Raw genomic sequence first — 23,417 nt, 5'->3', positions numbered from 1 at the left:
ATTCGATGAATTTTCCACTATTTTATTGTTTTTTTACAAAATTTTAACCTTTATGTTATACTATTTCTAGTAAAGATAAAATAAATACTTAATAATTCATACAAAAAGAAGCCATCCTTAAGATGACTTCTTTTTTTACAATATAATTAAATATCCTTAAATCTGATATGAAAATTTTCCTACCAAAACGTAAAATTCGAAGTATAATTTATTCTAAAAACATTTTTAAATCATCTTCAACATTTGTTATTCCACCGATTCCAAAGTTTTCAACAAGTACTTTAGCTACATTTGGTGAAAGGAACGCTGGTAAAGTTGGTCCTAAGTGAATATTCTTTACTCCTAAGTATAATAGTGATAATAATACTATTACAGCTTTTTGTTCATACCATGCAATATTAAATGCTATTGGTAATTCATTTATATCTTGTAATTCAAATACTTCTTTTAATTTTAACGCAATTAAAGCTAATGAGTATGAATCGTTACATTGTCCTGCATCTAATACTCTTGGAATTCCGTTTATATCTCCTAAATCTAATTTATTATACTTATATTTTGCACATCCTGCAGTTAAGATTACTGTATCTTTTGGTAATGCTTTTGCAAAATCAGTATAGTAGTTTCTTGACTTAGCTCTTCCGTCACATCCAGCCATAACGAAGAATTTCTTTATAGCTCCAGTTTTAACAGCTTCAACAACTTGGTCTGCTAATGCAAATACTTGGTTGTGAGCGAATCCACCGATTATTTCTCCTCTTTCAATTTCTGTTGGAGCTTTACACTTCTTAGCTTGTTCAATTATTTCTGAGAAATCTTTATTATCTTCACTTTCTCCCTTAATATGCTTAACACCTGCAAATCCTGCTGCTCCAGTTGTATATAATCTATCCTTATAGCTATCCTTTGGTGGTACTATACAGTTAGTAGTCATAAGGATTGGTCCGTTAAAGCTTTCAAACTCTTCTTTTTGTTTCCACCATGCATTTCCATAGTTTCCTGCAAAGTGTGAATACTTCTTAAATGCTGGATAGTAGTGAGCTGGTAACATTTCTGAGTGAGTATATACATCAACTCCTGTACCTTCAGTTTGCTTTAATAATAATTCTAAATCTTTTAAATCATGTCCTGATACAAGTATTCCTGGATTATTTCTTACACCGATATTAACCTTAGTTATTTCTGGATGTCCATAAGTTCCAGTATTAGCCGAATCTAATAGAGCCATACCGTCTACTCCAACCTTACCAGTTTCTAAAGTTAAAGCTATAAGCTCGTCTATGCTTAATGAATCATCTAAAGTTTTAGCTAAAGTTGACTGCATAAATGCATTTATATCTTCACTATCATATCCTAAAGCATTCGCATGTTTCATATATGCAGACATACCTTTTAGTCCATATATGATAAGTTCTCTTAAGCTTCTTATATCTTCATCTTTAGTTGCAAGTACACCTACAGTAATTGATTTCTCATCAAATATCTTATCTATATTTACTTCTTCTGTTCCACTTCCTAATACAGCATTTTTAATCTTAGAAAGTATTCCTACCTTGTTATCAATTTCTTTGTTTGAAGTTGCATTCCATAATGCAGCTTCTGATAAATTAGTTTTATTTTCTAAAGTAGCTAATAACTCTTCTTTAGTTCTTAAAGTTTCTTTAACTCTCTCATAGAAAACTTCATCATCAAAGTTTGCATTAGTTATAGTTGTAAATAAATTTATAGTTATTAAATGGTTAACTTGTCCATCTATTTTCTTACCTTCAGCTCTTAATCTCGTAGTTACCTCTGATAATCCTTTAGTTGTATATATCAATAAATCTTGCATTCTAGCTAAATCAGGTGATTTACCACACACTCCAAATTGAGTACATCCAGTACATCCTGCTGTTTCTTGACATTGAAAGCAAAACATCTTATTTTCCATCTTTATTCCTCCAAAGTTTAAATATTTATTTTACATGCACATTTTACATTTTATTTTGATAATTTTCAGTAACATTTGTTACGCATTTTAAATTTTATAAATTATTTAATTTTTCTAATACTTCTTCTAAATTTAATCCATGAATGCTACAAGCTTGTTCTAATGATTCAACTCTTGCTGATGGGCATCCTAAGCACCCCATACCAAATCCCATTAAAACATCTGCTGCCTTAAAATTTATATCTAAAATTTCACCTATTGTCATATCTTTATTTATCATTATCAATTCACTCCTTATCTTTTTAAATTCTTAATCATTGGTGCTTTTGCTATTGTTACTAATACTTTACTTACTTCTTTAGCTACAACATTGTGTTCTATTCTTGCATCAAAAGGTAAAAAATCACCAACTTTTAATTCAATTCTCTCACCATTAGCAAACTCCATATCAACTTCTCCACTAATAACTTGTATTGTTGCAAATCCGTTATGCTTATGGTTAGGTAATCCCTTACCTTCATCAAACTTAAAATATACAGTTTTAAATCTATCATTTTCTGTTACTATTTCTCTATTAGCTTCTATTCTATTAAGATTTAATTTTTTCATATCTTAGCCCTCCATAATATACTTTTTTTCTAACTCTTCTAATATAGATAAGCATTTTTCTTTAACATAATTATTTTTATCTTCAAAATCATTACATTCTTTATTAACTAATTCTAAAATATTTATGTCTAATTCTCTTTCAGCATATTTATAAATAACTCTGTCCTCTTTATCAATATGTCTCTCTAAAAGATGAGTATATGAAATAGCATTTGCAATAAGGTCTAGCTTTGCATCTTCATCTCCATCTTTAACCTTTTCTAATGCTCTATTTAAATCCTTGATATAAAGCCTTCCTAAATCATGCTCTACAAGCATCCCAGTCTTAACTACTTTTTCTGCAGTTCCTCCTAAATGCTTAACCATCTTATCAAAAAGTATATCTTCCTCTTTCTTATGATGGTGCTTATCTGCATACTCTACTATAAATTCTAATATTTTATCAAAATCATCATAATTAATATCTTCACCTTTTAAAACTCTAGAACAACATGCTCTTACTACCTTAAGCATACGGCTAATATTCTTATGCTCTTCATTCATTATTAATATAGCTTTCATATTAATTCTTCACCTTCTCTATTTTTAATATTTATATTAACTGCTAAATAACTTTTTATCTTAACTTGAAAATCATTTTTTAATTTACTAGCGACTACATTTCATATGATATATCAATTTGTATTTAAGTTCTGTAACAACTGTTACTAAAATTAAAAATATTTATTTTATTTATACATTTTAATTTTATTATATCTAAATAAAATAAGATACATCCAATTGTAATCAGATGTATCTTATTTATCTCTTTATTATTAGAATAAACTAAAACTTATTTAATTTTAACTAACTGCAAGAAACATTCTCGCTCCCATACTGCTATAATTATTTTCCTCAAATCAATTTAACTTATTGCTTAAATTAAACTTCTTGTTTTAAACAAGTTTTCAAGTCATCATCAGGAGTACTTATCAATCTTAAATCAAAGGTATCTACTAAATATTGAAGTACATTTGGACTTAAGAATGCTGGAAGTGTTGGACCTAAGTACATTCCCTTTATTCCAAGTGATAATAAAGCTAATAAATCTGCTACTGCTTTTTGTTCATACCAAGATAATATTATTGATAATGGTAACCCATTAACATCAGTACCAAATGCATCAGCAAGAGCTGTTGCAATTCTAACTGCTGAATATGCATCATTACATTGACCTACATCTAAAAGTCTTGGAAGTCCTGCAACTTCTCCAAAGTCTAACTTATTGAATCTGTATTTTCCACAAGCTAAAGTAAGTATAATGCAGTCATCTGGAACCTTCTTTGCGAATTCTGTATAATAATTTCTTCCTGGTCTTGCTCCATCACATCCACCAATTAAGAAGAAATGTCTTACCTTACCATCCTTAACTGCATTAACTATAGTTTCTGCATTACTCAATGTTGCATGATGTCCAAAACCTACTAATATTTCGTGTGGTTCTTGATCTTCTTTAAATCCCCCAAGCTCTAGGGCTTTATTTATGATTTCAGTAAAGTCTTTCTTACCATCTTTATTTTTTCCTATATGTTTAACTCCGTCCCAACCTACTACGCTTGTAGTAAAAATTCTATCCTTATATGTTTCTCTTGGTCTCATAAGACAATTTGTAGTCATAAGTATACATCCTGGTATATCATCAAATTCTTTTTGTTGATCTTGCCAAGCACCACCAAAATTTCCTACAAGATGAGAATATTTCTTAAGTCCTGGATATCCATGACTAGGTATCATTTCTCCATGAGTATAAATATTAATTCCTTTTCCTTCAGTTTGCTCTAATAACATTTCAAGGTCTTTTAAATCATGTCCTGATACTATAATAAAAGGTCCTTTTTTAATATGTACATTTACTTTATGAGGTGATGGATTCTCATAAACTGTTGTATTTGCTTCATCTAATTTTTTCATTACTGCTACACTCATATCTCCAGTTCTCATAGTCCATCTTATTAATTCTTCTACATCTAAAGTATCATCTGTTGTAGCTTCAAGTGCTCTTATATAAAAATTATCAACTTGATCATCATAATATCCAAGCTCTCTTGCTTGATGTCCATAAGCGCTTATTCCTTTTAATCCATAAACTATAGTTTGTCTTAATGAACGAATATCAGGGTCTAAATCTTGATCATACATTATACCAGCTTTTTTTGCATCATCCAGCATTTCTGCTTTAGTATTGCTTAAATTATATGTAGCATGCTCTGTATCATTCTTTATTTTCCCTACTTGTTTTCTTAATCTTTCTTTTATTTTTTGAGATTCCTTCAACATTTCAACATGAACATCTGCATCAAAGTTTACATTTGTTAAAGTTGTAAATAATGCATTTTCAACAAAGCTCACTATATCCTTATCTACATTCTCACCTTTTTCAACTATTTCTTTTGCATAACAGCTTATCCCTTTTATTTGATATATAAGCAAGTCTTGTAGTGCTGCAACTTCTGGTGTCTTACCACATACACCTAATTTGGTGCAACCCTTTCCCCCTGCAGTTTGCTCACATTGATAACAAAACATTGGATATTCTAATGCCATATTATTTTCCATAGCTTATACCTCCGATTAATATTTTCTATAAATATAATTCCCTAAACTTCTTAAAATATTATTGCTAAAATAATATGCTTCAAACTTTTTATGAAATATCGAAAGGTATTCTATCTTCAATAATATATAAGTATAAAAAAGTCGATAATAATTATTCTTTTTTATATAAAAATAATTATTATCGACTATCATTTTACTCTTTAATGTATATTATTTTTTTATTTAATTACATAGTTGCTTTCATCAATAACTTTAATTTTTTTATTTCCTTGGAAATAATTTATTATTATTTCACTTATATCGACATTTATTTCCTTAACTACTTTTGCATTTTCATATGCTGGATATATCGAAGTATTAGTTGCACGATAATTATTTAAAACTACAGTATAGTCTTTATCTAAATCAATCTCTTCATTATCTTTCTTCATAGATACAACTCTATCACCAAATTCTCTAGATAAATCTATTTCATATGTCAATCCACCAAAAGTATCATAATTATAGTTTTGTACCTTAGGAACCAAGAATCCATTGTTTATTTTTACTTCTCCATCTTCTACAACAAAATATGTAGCAGCCTTTTCTATGGCTTCCTTTAATTTATGTCCATTTATTTTTAAGACCATTAATGTATTTGGATATGGATAATTAATTAATACATCTCTAATTGAAACATTCTTTTTAAATCCAATAGCTGAATCAAATAATGATAATGCTGAGAAATCAGCTCCTGAAACATCTAGCTGTACTTGGTGTAAGAAGTTTATAAATGGATGTCCCTTTAATCTTGCTATAAAAATATCATCCATTAATATATCTTTATCAAATTCACCAATCTCATTATTTAAATAATCTTGCAGCTCTGCTTGAACATTATTAAATATCTTTTCCATATCTTGATTAATTTCATCATTTAACTTAGATACATCTATTAATTCATAAGATGCTTCTTTACTTTCAGTATCTAATACAACTTTTGTGAATGTTTGACCATTATGAAGTGGTTGAGCACAAATAATCCCATTAATCTTTATGATAAATGATCTATGCTGATGTCCGCTTAGAACCATATCTATTGAATCATACTTTTCTAATAATTCACTAGCTTGATTCTCCTTAGTTAGTTTTTCTGTTGGGGTATTAGTTCCATCTAAACTTTTTTCAAATCCTCCATGATAGCAAACAACTATAAAATCAGCTTTTTCTTTTAGCTCATCTTCATATTTTCCATATACCTCTACAGGATTTAAAAAGCTTAATCCAGTAATATTCTTTTCATGCTCCCAATTTGGTATAAATGATGTTGTAACTCCGATGAAGCCAATCTTAAATCCATCAAAATCAAATATTTTATATGGTTTTGTATTAAGACTTAACCCTTCAATATTAGCATTTATTATTTTATCTTCTACTTCTTTATAAGAAGCATTTAAATAATCCTGTCCATAATTAAATTCATGATTACCTATGACATAAGCATCATAACCTATAAATTCTAATCCTTGAATAATAGGATTTTTATCTATCTTTCCCTTAGATAAATAATGTGCTAAAGCTGAGCCTTGAATTAAATCTCCACAATCTATCTTTAAAGATGCATCATAATTTTTCTCATCTTTTAATATGTAACTTCCAATCTTAAGAATTCCAAGAGGCATATCCTTAACATAATTAGTAGGATAAACATATCCATGCAAATCACTTGTCTGATATATAGCTAATTTCATATTTGCTCTCCTTTCATATAAAGTACAACTACTTTATATTGTTTGTCCCTTTTCTACTAATATCATATCTCCATTTTCATTATAAAGTTTTTCTGGATGATATGAATGAATAGGTGCTAATAACTTAGGTTTTATTAAGTTTATTATTTCTATTAAATCATATGGACGTGCATGCCCACTACATACTACTCTATTAAATTCAATATTTTTATCTGCAAAAGATTTTACAAAAGGTGCAAATGCTGGATCAAACTCTCCTAATGGTTGTGCATCACAGTGAATATAAACTCCGCCTTCTTTTAATTTATTAAAATGCTCAAGAGCAAGTTTATCTATCTGCCATAAATACTTTTCAGTATCATTTAATAATTCTTCAAAATCTATCTTTAACTCTGGATTTAAACCGTATTGTTTATCATCTAACTGATAGTAATGTGCTTCATATCCAGCTGCTTCCTTTACTACATATGCACTATATGCATCTAAGACAACAGTTCTTGGGTTTGTTTTTAATATATTTAAAATTCTTTCAACATTTGAAATATAATAATTAAATGTTATTTGTTTACCTTTATTATCATTTACTATCTTATTAATTTTATCTATTAATTCTGGTTCATTCTTTGGCTCTCCTTCTCTTAAAGAATCTCCAAAATCTTGGAATGATACACTTACACCTTCAATTAATAATACATCGCAATTTTCACTTTCCTTACAGAAATTTAATGTATCATCTTTTCTATATCCGTGAAGTCTTATATCTCCAGTATAAGCTATAGTTAAGTCAGGAGTTTCAATAAATAACCCACAAGCTCCATAAGCATCATGGTCAACTGGCATAACCTTAACTTTTATTTTTCCAACTTGTACAACTTCATTTTCTTTAACTCCAATAATATCTCTAGTATTTTTATTTCCGTCATTTTCATAAAGTGGGAAGATAAAATCATTATTTATATTTAAAGTATTTAATAAAGACTTTGTACCCTCTAATGTATATAGAGGAACCTCTGGATTTAAGTAGTTTATAATCTTAGAATGGTCTAAATGCATATGTGATAAAAATACTGCTGTATTGTCAAACTTATTTTCTTTAGACTCATATCCTTTTAAAGGAATTTTAGGGTCAAACATATTATCTAAAAATGGAACTAAATTCTCATCTAATAGTCCCTGTAAATCTGTTGGCTGAATCTTTGCCGCTGGATTATATTCTGAACCAAAATCAAAGAATATATGACTATCTTCATAGGCTACCTCGATAATAGTTCCTCCAATTGTTAAAACTCCACTATGGAAAGTAATCTTTGTTTTCTTATCTTTTAAAACCATTCTATAAACAACTCCTCTTAAGTTTATTTCTTATTAATCTTCTCTTTTGCTTTATATACAATACACTATGTAAACAATTAGTGTATGACATTATATTATAACTTATATTTGTTATTTTGTATCTATTTATATTATTAGTTTTTCCTTCCTCAATAAAAACTTGACTAATAATTTTTTATATACAAAACTTATATAAACTAACTTTCTTCCATACATATATTTAATATCAAAATAAATTAAGGGAACAAGTTTCACCCTTGTTCCCCTCAAAGTTTTCAATCTATAATACTACTGTTTCTTTTAATCCATTTTTTCTATTTACTACTTTATTAAATAACCAAGTGGATATGTCATTCATAACTTCCAGCTTATTATCTTCATTTAAAATTTCATGTCTTTTATTTTTATAAAGCTTATATTCAACATCTTTAACTCCAGTTAATTTTAATTTATCATATAAATTAACTATTCCTTTACCAAAGAATCCTACAGGGTCCATATCACCAGCTAGTATATATATCGGTAAGTCTTTAGGTATAGACGAAAAATTCTCATCCTTATGTATTGCTCTTAATCCTCTTAATAAATCATAATAAAATGATGCAGAGCATACAAATCCACAATATTCATTAGCAATGTATTTATCAACTTCACTATCTACACTACATAACCAGTCATAAGGAGTTCTATTAGGTTTAAACTTCTTATTAAAGTCCCCGAAAGAAAGCTTGTCCATCATTTTACTTGTATGTTTTCTTCCAAATAATTTTATTTCTATATTTGATAGTAATATTCCTAGTGGTGTTAATTTTGTTGGTTCACCATTACTTCCTGAAAGAATTACTCCATCTATTTCATTTCCATGTAACTCTATAAACCTTTGGCTAACAAAAGACCCCATACTATGTCCAAATAAATAAATTGGAAGCCCATTATTCTCTTCTTTTATCATCATCATTAATTCATATAAATCTCTAACTAACCAATCAAAGCCTTCATTATCTGCTATATATCCAAGCTCCTCTTTAGATTTTGCAGTTAATCCGTGACCTCTATGGTCATGTCCATATACTATAAAGCCTTTATTATTTAGATATTTTGCAAATTCATCATATCTTAAAATATTCTCTGTCATTCCATGAGAAATTTGCACTACACCTAAAACTTCACCTTCTGGACTCCATTTATATACGTTTAATTCAACACCTTCACTGTCAGCAAACTTAAAATTTTCTCTCATATTGCACCTCTATGTACTTTTTTAAATATAGCTTATTAATTTATTTATGTTAACTTATTAATTTAATTATAACAATTTAAAAATGATATTTTTGCTTTTATTTAAAATGTTACACTTTATTAACTAATTTATAAATAATATAAGACAGCTTCAAACATATCTACCATCTAAAGGTAAATACTCTTTTGAAACTGCCTTTTCTATTAATATAAAAATTATTTTACATACTTACTTAAGAAAGTAAATACTTTTTCATAATAAGTTTCTGGATCTACATCTGGTGCTGAACCATGTCCTGCCCCCTCAATTACAAGCATATCTTTTTCACAAGTAGCTGCATCATATAATCTATAAATCATTTCAGTAGGTACATAAGTATCATTGCCTCCATGAGTAAATAACATTGGAGTCTTAGACTTTTTAACCTGCTCTAAAGCTGAAGCCTCTTCAAAATCATATCCCGCTCTTATTTCAGTAACTATATTTGCTACATTTATTATAGGGAATGATGGAAGATTAAATCTTTCATATAATTGAGCTTCAAACATCTCCTTAACTGAAGTATATCCACAATCCTCTACTATAGCTTTAACGTTAGATGGAAGCTCTTCACCTGATGTCATCATAACAGTAGCTCCCCCCATAGATTCTCCATATAGTACTATTTGAGAATCTGCATCTATACTTAGTACATAATCTATCCATTTTAAAATATCTTTTCTATCCAGCCATCCCATACCAATGTACTTACCTTCACTATTTCCATGGGCTCTCATATCTGGAGTTAAAACATTATATCCTTGATTGTAGAAATTTAGAGCTATTGGTTGTATATCTTCATGGCTTGAAGTATAACCATGAGCAATTATTACCCACTTATCAGTTTGCTCTTCTTGGAAATACATCTTACCCCAAAGCTTTAATCCATCCTCTGACTCTATAGTTGTCTCTTCCGTTTTTACATCTTCTAACCACTTGTCCACTTCTTCTCTAGCTTTTTCTTTATTAGCTACTTCAGCCATAGTTTCTATTGATTGAGGTGCATTTGGGTCTACATTTGCTGCAGTTACTATTCCTTCTTGTCTAAGAAGAGCATATTCAAAGAAGTAATTACCTACAAATCCTAATCCACCAATTAATACTACTAATATAAATGAAATAATACATATAACTATCTTTTTCTTCTTACTCATAAACATCCTCCTAAATGTATGCCTCTTTACATAGTATATGATATTTATTTTAATAAGATTTATTTTGATAGTCAATATATTTGATTTAAATAGTTTTAATAGTCATCAACATCAAATTCTTTATCTTTGTAATAATACTTTCTATCCTCTTCTGTTATTTCTCTTATTACTCTACAAGGGTTACCTACAGCTATAACATTATCAGGTATATCTTTTGTAACAACACTACCTGCTCCAATAACAACATTATTACCTATTGTAACTCCTGGAGTAATTACAACATTACCTCCTACCCATACATTGTTACCAATAGTAACAGGAATTCCATATTCATATCCTGAATTTCTTGATTCAGGATGTATTGGGTGACCTGCTGTATAAATTGATACATTAGGAGCGAACATAACATTTTCTCCAATCGTTACTTTAGCAACATCTAATATTACACAGTTGTAATTAGCAAAGAAATTATTACCTACCTCAATATTTTTACCATAATCACAACGGAAAGGTTGTTCTATAAACACCTCTTCTCCTGTTTTTCCAAGTATATTTTTTATCATTTCTTTCATCTTTTTCTTATTATCTGGACGAGTTAAATTATAATCATATATTTTTAACTTATTTTCCATTCTTTCTTCTTTTAATCCATCTAACCATGCCTTATATGGTAATCCTGCTAACATTCTTTCTTTTTGATTCATTCTATATTCCTTTTATCTAAATATAATTTATATAACTTAAAGATATTAATCTATTTACATAATAAATTCTTATGTAATAGTTCTGCTACTTTTTATTTTATTACATATATCACTTTATTATTTTCATAAAATGAAAGTATTATTTTTTATAATAAAATAAAGATAGAGAGTATTATACAACTCTCTACCTTTATTCTTAGCATTAAGGATTTATGAAATTATACGCTGCTCCTATTAAACCAGCATCATTTTCATGCTTACATTTTTCTATAGTGCATGATACATGCTTCCACCATGGAATTTCATTTAGTGCATTTTGCAATTCTGAAATCAGCTCTTCTCTTGCACTAACCCCTCCACCTATTAATATTTTTTCAGGGTTTAACATTGATGAAACATTATATATCATCCTTGCTATATTTCCATACCATTCATTAATAATAGCTTTAATATCTTCATCTTTTTCTGCTTCTTTAAAAATATCTGAACCTAAAACTTTTTCCATAGCACTTATATTTTTATATTCTTTATACATTTTTATAAGAGCCGTCATTGATGAATTTTCATTAAGTTTCTGATAACCCGCTTTATCTTTAGTTATCATATAACAAAACTCTCCACCCTTAAACTGTTTACCTCTTATTAATTTATTATTTAAATAAATTCCTCCACCTATACCAGTTCCAATAGTTATACAAATAAAGTCTTCACACTCTCTTGCATTTCCACTAAACTTTTCAGCTAAGGCCACACAGTTTGCATCATTTTCTATCCTAACTTTTAAATTAGTTCTTAATGATAGTTCCTCTTGTAATTTATAACCTTCTATAAATCTTAAAACACTACAAACTAATGGAATACCTTCTATATTATTTATAAATCCAGGCATGCTAATTGCTATACCTAAAATATCTTTATGTTCTTTATATAGATTAGCTATTTCACAAAGTTCATTTACAAATCCCTCTGCTGTTTTTTGAATAGTCTCCATCTTATTTTTACATAAAACATTACCAGCTTCATCAACTAACCCATACTTTATAAAAGTTCCACCTACATCTATAGAAATTATTTTTCTCATTTTTATTACTTCCCTTTAATAATTTATCTCCACCATTTGGTGACCATCTACCTTATTTACTGTAAATTCTAAAATTCCATCTACAATATTAAACTTAACCTCTTCATTTTGTGGAACTAATGTAACGCTCTTAGGTGATTTTTCTAAATTCATTTTCACTTCTAAATTATATAGAGGTATCACATCTTCGATTACATCAATTCTTTGACATCTTCTTTCAGGTATATAATGAAGTAGGTGTAGTACATATCTATTTTCATTTTCTTGCTCATTTAAAGTACTTATTATAGTGCTAGGTCCATTATGATTAATTAATCTATTTTCTAATAATGCATCTATAGCATTAATAAATAACTTTTTGCACCAAACTGATCCATAGTTATGATATTGAGAGAATATTTTATGAGCAATATATATTGTATTATCTCCCTTTATAATAGCTGGTTCATATATTTTCCCACTACTTGGTGCATGTTGATGCGAACAAAAATGTTCTGGTGTTCTATTGAAGTAAGGTTCTATTGAGTTGCATAGTACTTCTCCACCTTCTTCAACAGAGACTTTAGATAAATCTTCATACATAACATATTCTGTGTTATATAAATCTTTAGCTAATTGACCTTCTGGTATTATAAATGTTGGAGTAAATTCTCCTTTACCTTCATATTTTACTTTTAAAGATGGGATATTAAACTCTGTTTTTTCTTCATTTAATCCACCTTCATACACAGCTATTATTTTACCACCATTTTGAATAAATCTCTCTATTTTACAACTAAATTCATCATTTACAATAACTCTTTCTTCTGACAATACTAAAAGTTTGTATTTATTAAAATCCATTGAACTATCAATAATATCAAATTGAAGCGAAGCTTCTTGTAACATTCTAGTTACTCCAGTTATTGAAGGTTTTAATCCAAACGGTCTCTCTGCTTTATAGTCTATAAATTCTTCCGGAGTAAATACTCCTATTTCACAAACTGCTTTTGCATCTTCGCACCAAGGCTCCTTCTTTTCAACTTCACTATAAACCTTACCAATTAAATCATAAACTTCTTTAGATATTTTTCCATTAGGATCTAATTGATCTCCAATAGAGCATTTTGTATTTTGTGCTAACATGTGGAAACATTCATATTGAAGTGCGGCTAAATTCTTAAATGAGTGAAAATCTCCCCAATAAGTATGGAATTTTCCTGTCATACCTAAGCAATCTTTACCTAAATTTCTAGCATATCTAACAGTTGTAGGAAAGTGCATGTATCCCCATCCACCACTTGGTAATGACTCAATTTCAATATGACTATAATTATCTAGTCCATCTTTAAGTTGAGGGCTTATATGGGATCCATTATAGAATATAGTTACATTTTGATTTATCTCTTTAACAAACTGACTCATTTCTCTCTTAAATTCAGTAAGCATCTTTTCAGAGAATTTTAATCTTTCTCCTTTTATTGTATAGTCAATCCCTAAGTCTTCCATACTCTTCTTACAATTTTCACAAGCACATGGCACTACCATAACTATATCGAAGAATAACCCATCACACTCTGGGAACATTTCTAATATTTCTCTTACATGATTCTTTAAAAATGTTCTGTATTCATTGTTTACACATAAGAACTCATAAAATCCAGGCTTTCCACCTTCACCTTTTATGATATTACCATCTATATCTTTAGATACCCATTCTGGATGTTCATCATAAGTGAACTTGTCCCACTGAACTGGTAAATATATTGGCGCATTAATTCCTCTCTCATGACAAGCTTCTATTTGTTCTTTCAACAAATTCTTATTAGCAAGATGTGGATGAACTCTTTCTTTATTAATCTTTGAATCATAATATAAGTATCCATGATGACATCTAGCAAAGCATGTTATAGAATTAACTCTAGCCTTTTCTAACACTTCACCAAATTCTTCTTTATTAAAATCTTTTCCTATACCCTCTATTAATGGACTTGTATGAAAATCTAAATGTATTTGTCTGCTTCTTGTCTTATATCCCATATTAATTCTCCTCTAATCTTAAACATATAATAATTTATCCTTTTACTGCTCCTGATGTAATACCTTTTTCCACATGCTTTTGACATAATACATATATAATTATTATCGGTATTATAAACATACTTATAGCTGCAAATATTGCTCCTTTATCAGATGAATATCTTCCGTTCAAACTCATAAGCGCAACTGAAATGGTATATTTAGTTTTATCAGTTAAGAACATAAGTCCAAATATAAATTCATTATAAACTGACATAAAAGTAAATATTGATATTGTTGCTGCAGCTGGTTTAGCAAGCGGAAGTAATATTCCAAATACTAATCTTAATCGTCCACATCCATCTATTATTGCTGCTTCATCTATTTCTTTACTTATTCCTCTCATATATCCCGACATCATAAATATAGCAAATGGTAATTGAAACGTTGCATATAAAAAGATAAGTGGTATTAGTTGATTTTTAAATCCATATCTATTAATAATATCTGCAATAGGAATTAATGTTGTATGCATTGGAATAGTTAATCCAATTACAAAATATGTTAAAAGTAAATTTCTAAGTTTAAATCCTGTTCTCGTTATTACATAAGCAACTAGTGTAGCAAGTATTACTACTAATATAGTAGTTGATATAGCTAAGAAAAATGAATTAAATATAGCTGTTACTATATTAGCCTTACTAAGTGCTGCTTCATAATTAGCAAAACTAAAATTTTTAGGAAGTGAAAATGCATCTCCATATATTTCATTAGTACTTTTGAATGATGACATTAATGTAAATATCAATGGTGCAATGCTAAGTACAGCCCAGAATATAGCACAAATGTACATACCTATTTTTATTATTTTATTTTCTTTATTTTCTAACATTTTACTCCTCCTTTCTAATCATCATTACCTTTAAATACTTTATTTAATATTAATGTACAAATTATTGATGCCACTAATATTAACATCCCTATAGAGCTACCATATCCAAAGTTATTATATTTAAACGCTTGATCATATAATAATGTTACTGGAACATCTGTAGCTCCCCCTGGTCCTCCACCAGTCATAATAAAGATAATATCAAATACTTTGAAAGAACCTACTATCGCTAATACTGAGAATATCTTAAAGCTTTCTTTCATTAATGGTAAAACTATGTGTATTTGCTCTTTAAAGCCATTAGCTCCATCGATTTTAGCAGCTTCTATTAATTCTTCTGGAATATTAGTTAATCCAGCCACAAAAATAAGCATATTATATCCTATAAATATCCATGCATTAACTAAAGCAACTGTTAAAATTGCAAGTTTTGGATTACCTAACCAGTCTTGCTGTGCTGCTCCCATTCCTATTTTCATTAAAAGTGTATTTAGAGCTCCACCAGATTTATATAATATTAATGTCCACATTAACCCTGTAGCTGCTGTTGGTAATATTGATGGCAAGAAATATACTGTCTTAAAAAATCTCTTTCCATTTATATATTTACTACTAACTAGCAATGCTAAAAGATACGCAAATGGCATTATTACTAAAAAGCTTACCAGCATAAATACCCCTACGTTTTTTAATGCACTATAAAACGCTGGATCTTTGAATATATTTATAAAGTTATCTAAACCTACAAATTTCTTTTCAATAAGTGGAATACCATTCCATTTTACAAAAGATAAGTATAATGACTTAACTACTGATGATATATAAAAAAAGGTATATATAGCAACCGCCGGTAGCACAAATAGTGTGCATACTATATTTTCTTTTATCATTTTCTTAATCTTAGATTTTTTTCGTATATTATTAGGTACTGGATTAAGGCTTTTTTTACTTCTTATTTCAATTTCATCTATTTCAACTTCTGCTGTAGCTGAATTTTTCATTTTATTTTAACCTCCTTTAATTCCCGTATTAATTAAAGTGAGCCGCAAAATTCTGCGGCTCTTATATTAAATACCACAACTTCTATTTAATATTTTTATTCCATATCAGTTACTTTCTGAATTCTAGCTAAAGTATCATCTACACTAGTTCCTGCAAACATACCTTGAATAGCATCTCTTATTTCTTCCCTTAATTGTGCTTTAGCAGCATAATCACCTGGCTCTAATTTAGCTTCATTAACATCTGTAAATGCAGCTTGGAATTCTTTAGCTATTGGAGTTATATCATCAATTTCTTTCATTGTTGTTACTGGATAAATTCCACCTTTAGATAAAGCTTGAGACTCATTGTACGCTTCTTCATCAGTTAAATACTTTAATAACTTTATTGAAGCTTGTAATCTTTCTTCCCCGTTAGTAGCAGATAAACTAAATCCTTCTGAAGTACCTGAGTGCCAATTATTCTTATTTTCTGGATATTTTTCAAAGTAAGGGAATGCTATAAATCCAACTCTTTCTGGATTATCAGAATCATTTACTTGATTCATGAACCAAGAACCATTTAAATGCATTGGAGTATCTCCATTTAAAAATAAAGATTGTTCTCCACTTGAATCTAGAGTAGTTATATTTTCTCCTAAATACCCTTTTTCTCTCCATGAATTCATTAATTCAAATACTTCCTTCATAGCTGTATCATTCCATTTAGTTTCACCATCTATAATTGATTTTGTATAATCAAATCCATCTCTCTTTAAAACTAAATTAGCTAAAAGGTGAGCTCCTCTAAAATTATCTTTATCACCTAAAGCAAATGGTGTAATTCCCTTTGCTAAGAATTCATCACATACTTTTTCAAATTCTTCTATAGTTGTAGGTGGTTCTAATCCATTTTCTTCAAATAATTCTTTATTATAATAAAGTCCTGTAGCAAAACATGAAAATGGAACCCCATAATATCCTTCTACGCCTTCATACTTCCAAGCATCCAACATACTTTCTATATACTTGTCTCCCCATACAGTATCTTCTTCAGCAACTTTACTTAAATCATAAAATAATCCACTTTCAACATATTCTTTAAATTGTGTTCCTCCATAATTTACAAATACATCTGGTGCATCCCCTGTTGCTATTGATGTCTTAAACATATTATTGTATGTTGATTCATCACCTATAGCTTCATGCTCAACAATGATATTAGTATTTTCAGCCATAAATTCTTCAATTCTTTTGTTAATAGTTATATCATCTGGCCCTTGGTCACTACTATATCTAGATAGCATCTTTATAGTTATTGTTCCTCCCTCTTCAGTTGTACTGTTTGCACTGCTACTTCCACAACCAACTAATGAAGTCATAGTCATTGTTGCTAGAAGTAATCCTATAATTTTTTTTCTCATAAAATCCTCTCCCCCATCTTTCATTTTTTCTAATTCTATGTTAACATTTACATTGTTGGTACAAAATGTATTTTCTTTGATGTACATTGTATTTTCTTTAGAATTTATTTGGAGTATATTTTATGGATATTAATTTTTTTAACTTTAAATCTATTAAAGATAAAGTGTTCTATTTCTCATTCTTAGTAACTTTATCAATTATCTTACTACTTATTTTTATTGCATATTTCATTACTTACAATAATATAAAAAATACCTCTATCTCTAGAGAGTTAGATACATTAGAACTTATAGCGAATCAAACTGACTTGGTCTTAAATTCTGCTGAATCAAGTTCAACTGGAATTATTATTGATTCAGATGTTCAAAATATACTAACTAATTCCAGTGTAAACAACATTTATCCTACCCCTAAAGATGTGTTAAAAGTTCAAAGAGCTATAGATAATAGTATGTATAAAGAATCTGTTATATCTGGAGTCATACTACACTCTACAAATAACTTTACTTTTCAGACAAACAGTAAACTTATTAGCTTTGCTAATTATAATATGGAGTTTAATAAATGGTATGGTGGAATTTCAAACATAGCAGGAAATCCTTATCTATATACAATAAAACAGATATTTAATATGAATACCGGAAAACTAATTGGTTACTTAGAAGTCTTTGTTGATGAAAGTACTTTGTCAGCAAATTATACTAACACTAAATATAATAAATTCATTAATTTTTTTCTCATTAATAACGATGGAGTAATTACTTCATCTTCTAATCAAAATGAAGTTTCTGATAACATTTTTAAACTTAGAAAAAATTTAGAATTTGCTACTTCAAATGATCCTATAAAAATAATAGAAAATAGAAAAGAGGATAAATTAACTCTTATGCTATATCATAGTAACTTAGATTGGAACATAGTTGCTGATATATACTTAAAAGATTTAATTAAAAATAAAGAAGCACTTATTTTATCTCTAATTATTTTATCCTTAATAGCTTTATTATTATCTTATGTTCTTTCTAAGACTATTGCTAAATCAATTATACAGCCAATTAACAACTTATCTTTAGCTATAAATCAAGTTGAAAAAGGCAATTGGTCAACAGAGATAGATATTTTATCTGATGATGAAATAGGATTACTTTCAAAAAAATTTAATGATCTAATATTTTACATAAAAAACCTGCTAGATACAATAACCCTTGAACAAATAAAAAAGAAAGAATTTGAATTTGAATTAATTCAATTACAAATAAAACCACACTTTTTATATAATTCACTAGAAAATATTTCAGCTTTAGTTGAACTTGAAAGGAATGATGAAGCTGTAGATATGATTTTAAACCTTTCTACTTTCTATCGAGGGGCATTAAGCAAAGGGAATAACATTATTTCAATAAAGGACGAGCTTTCTCTAACAGAAAGTTACTTAAAAATCATGAAGTTACGATACTATGATGTTTTTGATTATGAAATACTTAGTGATTATAACTTAGAACAGTTCTCTTGTCCAAAACTTTTAATTCAACCTTTAGTAGAAAATGCCATATATCACGGCCTAAAAAATTATGATGATACAGGCAAAGTAATTATTTGTATTGAATCTTTTAATAAGGAACTTAAAATTACTATCAAGGATACTGGTATAGGAATGACAGAAGATGAATTACAAAAAGTAATTACTGGTAACATCTCCTCTTCGGCAAAAGGTGGATTTGCCGTAAAAAATACCATAGAGCGTTTAAAGTTGTTTTATCATAATAACTGTATTTTTAATATAAAAAGTCAAAAAAACATTGGAACTACTATTACTATAGTAATACCAGCAATAAAAAAGGAGGTATACAGCGATGAATATACTTTTAGTTGATGATGAATATCTTATTAGAGCAAAGCTTTTAAAATACTTAAAAGATAGTACATTTAAATTTAACAATATTTATGAGGCTTCTGATGGATTAGAAGCACTAGAAATTATTAGAACCAATTCTATTGATATTGCAATAATTGATATACATATGCCTAAGATTACAGGTATTGAACTTCTTCAAACCTTAAGATCTGAATTATATAAAACTAACATAATATTTCTTTCCGGTTTTGAAAAGTTCGAATATGCTAGACAAGCTATTAAATATAACACCGTCGAGTATTTACTTAAACCTGTAAAAAAATCTGATCTATATAATGCTATAGAAAAGTGTATATCATTAATAGAAAAGTCAGATCAGAATTTAGTGGCTATCCATGAATTAGAGGAAAAATCCAAATATCAATATATAGTAGATTCTATTTATAATGATCTAGACATAAAAAATTCTCCACTTACTATCACTGATAATAACTATATTTTTATATCAGTAGAATTATTTCATGAATCTTATCTAAACAAACTATATAGCTTTTTAGAAAAAAATTTTGAAACTTTTGATGTTATATATGGTCTTTCTAAAAAAAATAAAATATTACTTGTTAACTGCATATATTCGGATAATATAAAAGCTAGATTTAACTCTCTTATTGAAAACAAAATATTATCATATTGCTATTTTAATAAAGACTCCAAAGATATAAAAAAATTAAAAGATTCTTTCTTTGAATGTATTACACTATTTCCTGCTAAGATTTTTTTTGATAAATTTTCAATATTTACTTTTAATGATATCAAATATAAAGCTTGTACACTTCCAAATACCCTTAAGCTTGACTTTGAGCTATTAGCTCGTTCTAACACATCAAATAATTTAGTAAATACTTTTGAATTTTATATAGATAAAGTCAGTGATATTAAAGACATATATGCTCTTAAATTATTAGTGAATTGTTTTTTATCATCTATAGAAGATGTCTTTTTAGAAGGTAATGGTGAATATTTATCTCCAATAAATCTTGACCATCTTATAACTAATTTATTATATACTAGTAAAGATTTAAATTCTATTAAAAGCTATTGTTATAATTGTTATGACAGATTATCAAAAGAAAAGTCTACAACTAGGAATACTAAAAATTCAATATCATCAAAAACTATAATAAAAGTTAAAGAATATATAGACCAAAATTATTATTCTGATAATATAAACTTAGATTACTTATCATCTCATTTTTATATTAATAGCTGTCATTTGAGTTCTACATTTAAGAAAATTATTGGTGAAAGCCTAGTAGAATATATAACTAAAAAACGTATAACAGAAGCTAAATCTCTCCTTAAAAATGATGATATAAAGCTTTCGGAAGTAGCTGAAAAAGTAGGATATAAAGATTACTATTACTTTAGTAAGTTATTTAAAAAGCATGTTGGCGTATCACCACTTAAATATAAGCAAACATAAATATCTAAATACTAAAATAGCAGTATCTAAAAATTTAGATACTGCCTTATTTTTAAAATAAACTTATTAAACATAAATATCCAATTTCTAAAATAGGATCACCAAATCCCTCTTCAAAAAACTCTATAACTGAATCAGAATTATTTCCTATAACTCTTGAAAAACATACAATGTAATCTTTAATATCACTAGTATTTATATCATTACCTTCTGTTATAGAATATTTTAAAAATACAGCATATCTAACTAATAAATATTCTATTATTATCATTTCAAGAGAAAGTGCTAATTCTTCAACATCATCACTAATACAACTACTTAACACCTTAGCAATTATACAATTCTTTATTATTCTATTATGTTCCTCAAACTTCTTTTTAAATTTACTCCAATTCTCAGTAACCTCTTCTAAATCAACTTCTTCTGCATAATCAGAAATATCTCTTAAAAGAACTTCCAATCCTGAAACATCTTTATAATTTTCTATAATATCTAAAAATAAATTATTTAGCTCTTCAATTGATTCATATTTATTTAAATTTATTTGCTTATAAATACTTACAAGCTCATTTATATATTTATTATCTTCAAATCTTTTAAACTCATTTAGCAGTATATCTTCTGTAATTTCTTCATTATCTAAAATATTTAATAACATTTGAAAACTTATAATAAGTTTCTTATCTAATGATATATTTTCTTTATTTATTATATTAATAATATTTTTTCTAATTTTAAGCTCTAATAATTCTTCAGTTACTTCAATATCACTTTCAGTAACCATGTCTATTTCTCCAGGAATATTATTAATAATTTCAACCACTTCTGGACATGAACATGATAATGATATCTCCGTTATATTTTCAAACTCATTATATATTCTTGGGAAAGTGCGACATGTTAAAGATAAATACTCATCGCCATTATTTTTCACTATGTTGCATAATCCTCTATTATCTAGAAATGGACATACTTCATTAGTTTCTTTATCTATTAAATAGTCTTTTTGACCTCTGCATTTGTTTATTTTAACATTGCTAAAAAGATTTTTATCATTTATACTCCTCCACTTATCATAAGTAGTTGAATCTATTGAAATATCCCAACCCTCACAACATGTAAATTTACATTTATCTGCAATACATTTAAACTTATCGTAACCTGATATTTTCGAGATATTTATTTTATTATCCATATATCTTAACTCCAATTTTAATATTATTAGTAAAACATAATTTATTATAATAGAATTATTAAATAAATTATACTTCCCAAAAGTTGTTCTAAGAAAAAGTAATTAAAATTCCTAAATAAAAAAGAACCAAGTTAGGTATATATTCACTAATTATACTAACTCGGTTTTTCTGATTAATATTAATCCCTAAAGAATCCAGCTCCATTTACTATTTCTTGTTCTGCAAATAAACTTTCAACTGCATGATTATAATCTGATACTTTTTGAGCTTTTTTAATCTTCTTAGCATATTTTTTATTATCTGAGAACATATAAATCATATATCCCCATACTTCCTTCATTCTATACATAGCATTTTTATCTTCTTGGAATACCTCTCTATATGTATTGAATACTTCATCATGAAACTCTTTTAATATCTTTTTGTCAACACCGGCCATTCCTTTTATCTCATTAACTAAGCCTGGATTTGCTAGTAAACCTCTTCCAATCATTATATTATTTACATTTGGAAAATCTTTTACAAATTTATCATAGTCTTCTACTTTAAAAATATCCCCATTGTAACATATAGGTGCTTTACTTACGTCAACACCGTGTTTAAACACCTCAAAGTTTGGCTTATTTCCATAAAAATCATCCCTTGTTCTTGCATGTACTATAAGCTCTTCTAAAGGATATTTATTATAAATATTTATAATATCATAAAATTCATCTGGCGAATTCTTACCAAGTCTAGTTTTTATAGAAATCTTCATATCATCTATTTTATATATTTCATCTAAAAATCTATCAAGATCATCCTTTAATGCTAAAAATCCTGAACCTCTATTTTTTCCTACAACTGTACCTGCTGGACAACCTAAATTTAAATTAATTTCATCATATCCTAATTGCTGTAACTTTCTAGCTGTAGTAATAAAACCTTCTGCGTCATTGGTAAGTATTTGAGGTACTATATTTAATCCTCTATTATTTTCAGGTAAAAGATCTCTCAATTCCTTTGTCTTTAAACTCTTACTATTATTAGGAACTATAAATGGAGTAAAGTACTTATCAATACCTCCAAAATACTTTTCAAATGAGTTTCTATATATATGTACTGTTATACCTTCCATTGGTGCTAAATAAAATTTCATCTGGTGACTCCTTTAAATAAACATTCTCTGCAATAT

At 27.9% G+C, this 23,417-nt stretch carries 19 protein-coding genes; 2 read left to right on the top strand and 17 right to left on the bottom strand.

Annotated elements, in window-relative coordinates:
* Positions 1–208: 208 nt before the first annotated feature.
* The 15 genes from hcp (H8S10_RS09955) to H8S10_RS09885 form a co-directional block, all read right to left on the bottom strand.
* The gene (gene hcp, locus H8S10_RS09955; protein WP_055263884.1) at positions 209–1,930 is read right to left on the bottom strand and encodes a hydroxylamine reductase; all 1,722 of its coding nucleotides are present in this window, start codon (positions 1,928–1,930) and stop codon (positions 209–211) included.
* Positions 1,931–2,024: 94 nt separating this feature from the next.
* On the bottom strand, positions 2,025–2,210 hold the full coding sequence (locus H8S10_RS09950) for a DUF1858 domain-containing protein (protein WP_055263886.1): 186 nt from the start codon (positions 2,208–2,210) through the stop codon (positions 2,025–2,027).
* Between the two features lie 14 nt (positions 2,211–2,224).
* Entirely contained in the window at positions 2,225–2,539 is a 315-nt protein-coding gene (locus H8S10_RS09945; protein ID WP_055263888.1) for a cupin domain-containing protein, read from the bottom strand.
* A 3-nt stretch (positions 2,540–2,542) separates the two neighbouring features.
* Complete coding sequence (locus tag H8S10_RS09940; protein WP_186838763.1) at positions 2,543–3,100, bottom strand: hemerythrin domain-containing protein; 558 nt, start codon at positions 3,098–3,100, stop codon at positions 2,543–2,545.
* A gap of 360 nt (positions 3,101–3,460) precedes the next feature.
* Positions 3,461–5,134, bottom strand: a complete 1,674-nt coding sequence (hcp, locus tag H8S10_RS09935; protein WP_186838762.1) for a hydroxylamine reductase — start codon at positions 5,132–5,134, stop codon at positions 3,461–3,463.
* 218 nt (positions 5,135–5,352) lie between these two features.
* Positions 5,353–6,864, bottom strand: coding sequence for a bifunctional UDP-sugar hydrolase/5'-nucleotidase (locus H8S10_RS09930; protein WP_186838761.1), 1,512 nt, complete (start codon positions 6,862–6,864; stop codon positions 5,353–5,355).
* 33 nt (positions 6,865–6,897) lie between these two features.
* Positions 6,898–8,196 (bottom strand): MBL fold metallo-hydrolase, encoded by a 1,299-nt coding sequence (locus H8S10_RS09925; RefSeq protein ID WP_186838760.1) that lies wholly within the window; start codon positions 8,194–8,196, stop codon positions 6,898–6,900.
* 280 nt (positions 8,197–8,476) lie between these two features.
* Positions 8,477–9,436: an alpha/beta hydrolase gene (locus tag H8S10_RS09920; RefSeq protein ID WP_186838759.1), complete on the bottom strand. Its 960-nt coding sequence runs from the start codon at positions 9,434–9,436 to the stop codon at positions 8,477–8,479.
* 215 nt (positions 9,437–9,651) lie between these two features.
* Complete coding sequence (locus H8S10_RS09915; protein ID WP_186838758.1) at positions 9,652–10,629, bottom strand: alpha/beta fold hydrolase; 978 nt, start codon at positions 10,627–10,629, stop codon at positions 9,652–9,654.
* 95 nt (positions 10,630–10,724) lie between these two features.
* Positions 10,725–11,333: a sugar O-acetyltransferase gene (locus H8S10_RS09910; protein ID WP_186838757.1), complete on the bottom strand. Its 609-nt coding sequence runs from the start codon at positions 11,331–11,333 to the stop codon at positions 10,725–10,727.
* A 202-nt stretch (positions 11,334–11,535) separates the two neighbouring features.
* A complete protein-coding gene (locus H8S10_RS09905) occupies positions 11,536–12,414 on the bottom strand; it encodes an ROK family protein (RefSeq protein WP_186838756.1) in 879 nt (292 codons plus the stop codon).
* A 15-nt stretch (positions 12,415–12,429) separates the two neighbouring features.
* Positions 12,430–14,433 (bottom strand): beta-galactosidase trimerization domain-containing protein, encoded by a 2,004-nt coding sequence (locus tag H8S10_RS09900; RefSeq protein WP_186838755.1) that lies wholly within the window; start codon positions 14,431–14,433, stop codon positions 12,430–12,432.
* A 34-nt stretch (positions 14,434–14,467) separates the two neighbouring features.
* The gene (locus H8S10_RS09895; protein ID WP_186838754.1) at positions 14,468–15,304 is read right to left on the bottom strand and encodes a carbohydrate ABC transporter permease; all 837 of its coding nucleotides are present in this window, start codon (positions 15,302–15,304) and stop codon (positions 14,468–14,470) included.
* A gap of 14 nt (positions 15,305–15,318) precedes the next feature.
* Positions 15,319–16,305, bottom strand: coding sequence for a sugar ABC transporter permease (locus H8S10_RS09890; protein ID WP_231074251.1), 987 nt, complete (start codon positions 16,303–16,305; stop codon positions 15,319–15,321).
* 95 nt (positions 16,306–16,400) lie between these two features.
* Positions 16,401–17,708 (bottom strand): extracellular solute-binding protein, encoded by a 1,308-nt coding sequence (locus H8S10_RS09885; RefSeq protein ID WP_186838753.1) that lies wholly within the window; start codon positions 17,706–17,708, stop codon positions 16,401–16,403.
* Between the two features lie 122 nt (positions 17,709–17,830).
* On the opposite strand from H8S10_RS09885, the gene H8S10_RS09880 reads away from it, so the two are divergent.
* On the top strand, positions 17,831–19,582 hold the full coding sequence (locus tag H8S10_RS09880; RefSeq protein ID WP_186838752.1) for a sensor histidine kinase: 1,752 nt from the start codon (positions 17,831–17,833) through the stop codon (positions 19,580–19,582).
* Positions 19,563–21,047, top strand: a complete 1,485-nt coding sequence (locus tag H8S10_RS09875) for a response regulator (protein WP_186838751.1) — start codon at positions 19,563–19,565, stop codon at positions 21,045–21,047. Before H8S10_RS09880 ends, H8S10_RS09875 begins: the two co-directional genes overlap by 20 nt.
* Before the next feature lie 52 nt (positions 21,048–21,099).
* On the opposite strand, the gene fliB is transcribed toward H8S10_RS09875, so the two are convergent.
* Together fliB and H8S10_RS09865 are read right to left on the bottom strand one after the other, a co-directional pair.
* The gene (gene fliB / locus H8S10_RS09870) at positions 21,100–22,242 is read right to left on the bottom strand and encodes a flagellin lysine-N-methylase (protein WP_186838750.1); all 1,143 of its coding nucleotides are present in this window, start codon (positions 22,240–22,242) and stop codon (positions 21,100–21,102) included.
* Between the two features lie 179 nt (positions 22,243–22,421).
* The gene (locus H8S10_RS09865) at positions 22,422–23,381 is read right to left on the bottom strand and encodes a tRNA-dihydrouridine synthase family protein (protein WP_055268466.1); all 960 of its coding nucleotides are present in this window, start codon (positions 23,379–23,381) and stop codon (positions 22,422–22,424) included.
* Between the last annotated feature and the right edge of the window lie 36 nt (positions 23,382–23,417).

It is taken from the genome of Clostridium sp. NSJ-49, assembly GCF_014287725.1.
Lineage (GTDB): Bacteria > Bacillota > Clostridia > Clostridiales > Clostridiaceae > Clostridium > Clostridium disporicum_B.
The sequence above is the reverse complement of the archived record's forward strand: the minus strand, read 5'-3'. Positions and strand labels throughout refer to the sequence as shown.

What these genes read in the sequence shown, in the direction of transcription:
- hcp (WP_055263884.1), bottom strand. Translation starts at nt 1,930, where the DNA reads ATGGAAAATAAGATGTTTTGCTTTCAATGTCAAGAAACAGCAGGATGT.
- H8S10_RS09950 (WP_055263886.1), bottom strand. Translation starts at nt 2,210, where the DNA reads ATGATAAATAAAGATATGACAATAGGTGAAATTTTAGATATAAATTTT.
- H8S10_RS09945 (WP_055263888.1), bottom strand. Translation starts at nt 2,539, where the DNA reads ATGAAAAAATTAAATCTTAATAGAATAGAAGCTAATAGAGAAATAGTA.
- H8S10_RS09940 (WP_186838763.1), bottom strand. Translation starts at nt 3,100, where the DNA reads ATGAAAGCTATATTAATAATGAATGAAGAGCATAAGAATATTAGCCGT.
- hcp (WP_186838762.1), bottom strand. Translation starts at nt 5,134, where the DNA reads ATGGAAAATAATATGGCATTAGAATATCCAATGTTTTGTTATCAATGT.
- H8S10_RS09930 (WP_186838761.1), bottom strand. Translation starts at nt 6,864, where the DNA reads ATGAAATTAGCTATATATCAGACAAGTGATTTGCATGGATATGTTTAT.
- H8S10_RS09925 (WP_186838760.1), bottom strand. Translation starts at nt 8,196, where the DNA reads ATGGTTTTAAAAGATAAGAAAACAAAGATTACTTTCCATAGTGGAGTT.
- H8S10_RS09920 (WP_186838759.1), bottom strand. Translation starts at nt 9,436, where the DNA reads ATGAGAGAAAATTTTAAGTTTGCTGACAGTGAAGGTGTTGAATTAAAC.
- H8S10_RS09915 (WP_186838758.1), bottom strand. Translation starts at nt 10,629, where the DNA reads ATGAGTAAGAAGAAAAAGATAGTTATATGTATTATTTCATTTATATTA.
- H8S10_RS09910 (WP_186838757.1), bottom strand. Translation starts at nt 11,333, where the DNA reads ATGAATCAAAAAGAAAGAATGTTAGCAGGATTACCATATAAGGCATGG.
- H8S10_RS09905 (WP_186838756.1), bottom strand. Translation starts at nt 12,414, where the DNA reads ATGAGAAAAATAATTTCTATAGATGTAGGTGGAACTTTTATAAAGTAT.
- H8S10_RS09900 (WP_186838755.1), bottom strand. Translation starts at nt 14,433, where the DNA reads ATGGGATATAAGACAAGAAGCAGACAAATACATTTAGATTTTCATACA.
- H8S10_RS09895 (WP_186838754.1), bottom strand. Translation starts at nt 15,304, where the DNA reads ATGTTAGAAAATAAAGAAAATAAAATAATAAAAATAGGTATGTACATT.
- H8S10_RS09890 (WP_231074251.1), bottom strand. Translation starts at nt 16,305, where the DNA reads ATGAAAAATTCAGCTACAGCAGAAGTTGAAATAGATGAAATTGAAATA.
- H8S10_RS09885 (WP_186838753.1), bottom strand. Translation starts at nt 17,708, where the DNA reads ATGAGAAAAAAAATTATAGGATTACTTCTAGCAACAATGACTATGACT.
- H8S10_RS09880 (WP_186838752.1), top strand. Translation starts at nt 17,831, where the DNA reads ATGGATATTAATTTTTTTAACTTTAAATCTATTAAAGATAAAGTGTTC.
- H8S10_RS09875 (WP_186838751.1), top strand. Translation starts at nt 19,563, where the DNA reads ATGAATATACTTTTAGTTGATGATGAATATCTTATTAGAGCAAAGCTT.
- fliB (WP_186838750.1), bottom strand. Translation starts at nt 22,242, where the DNA reads ATGGATAATAAAATAAATATCTCGAAAATATCAGGTTACGATAAGTTT.
- H8S10_RS09865 (WP_055268466.1), bottom strand. Translation starts at nt 23,381, where the DNA reads ATGAAATTTTATTTAGCACCAATGGAAGGTATAACAGTACATATATAT.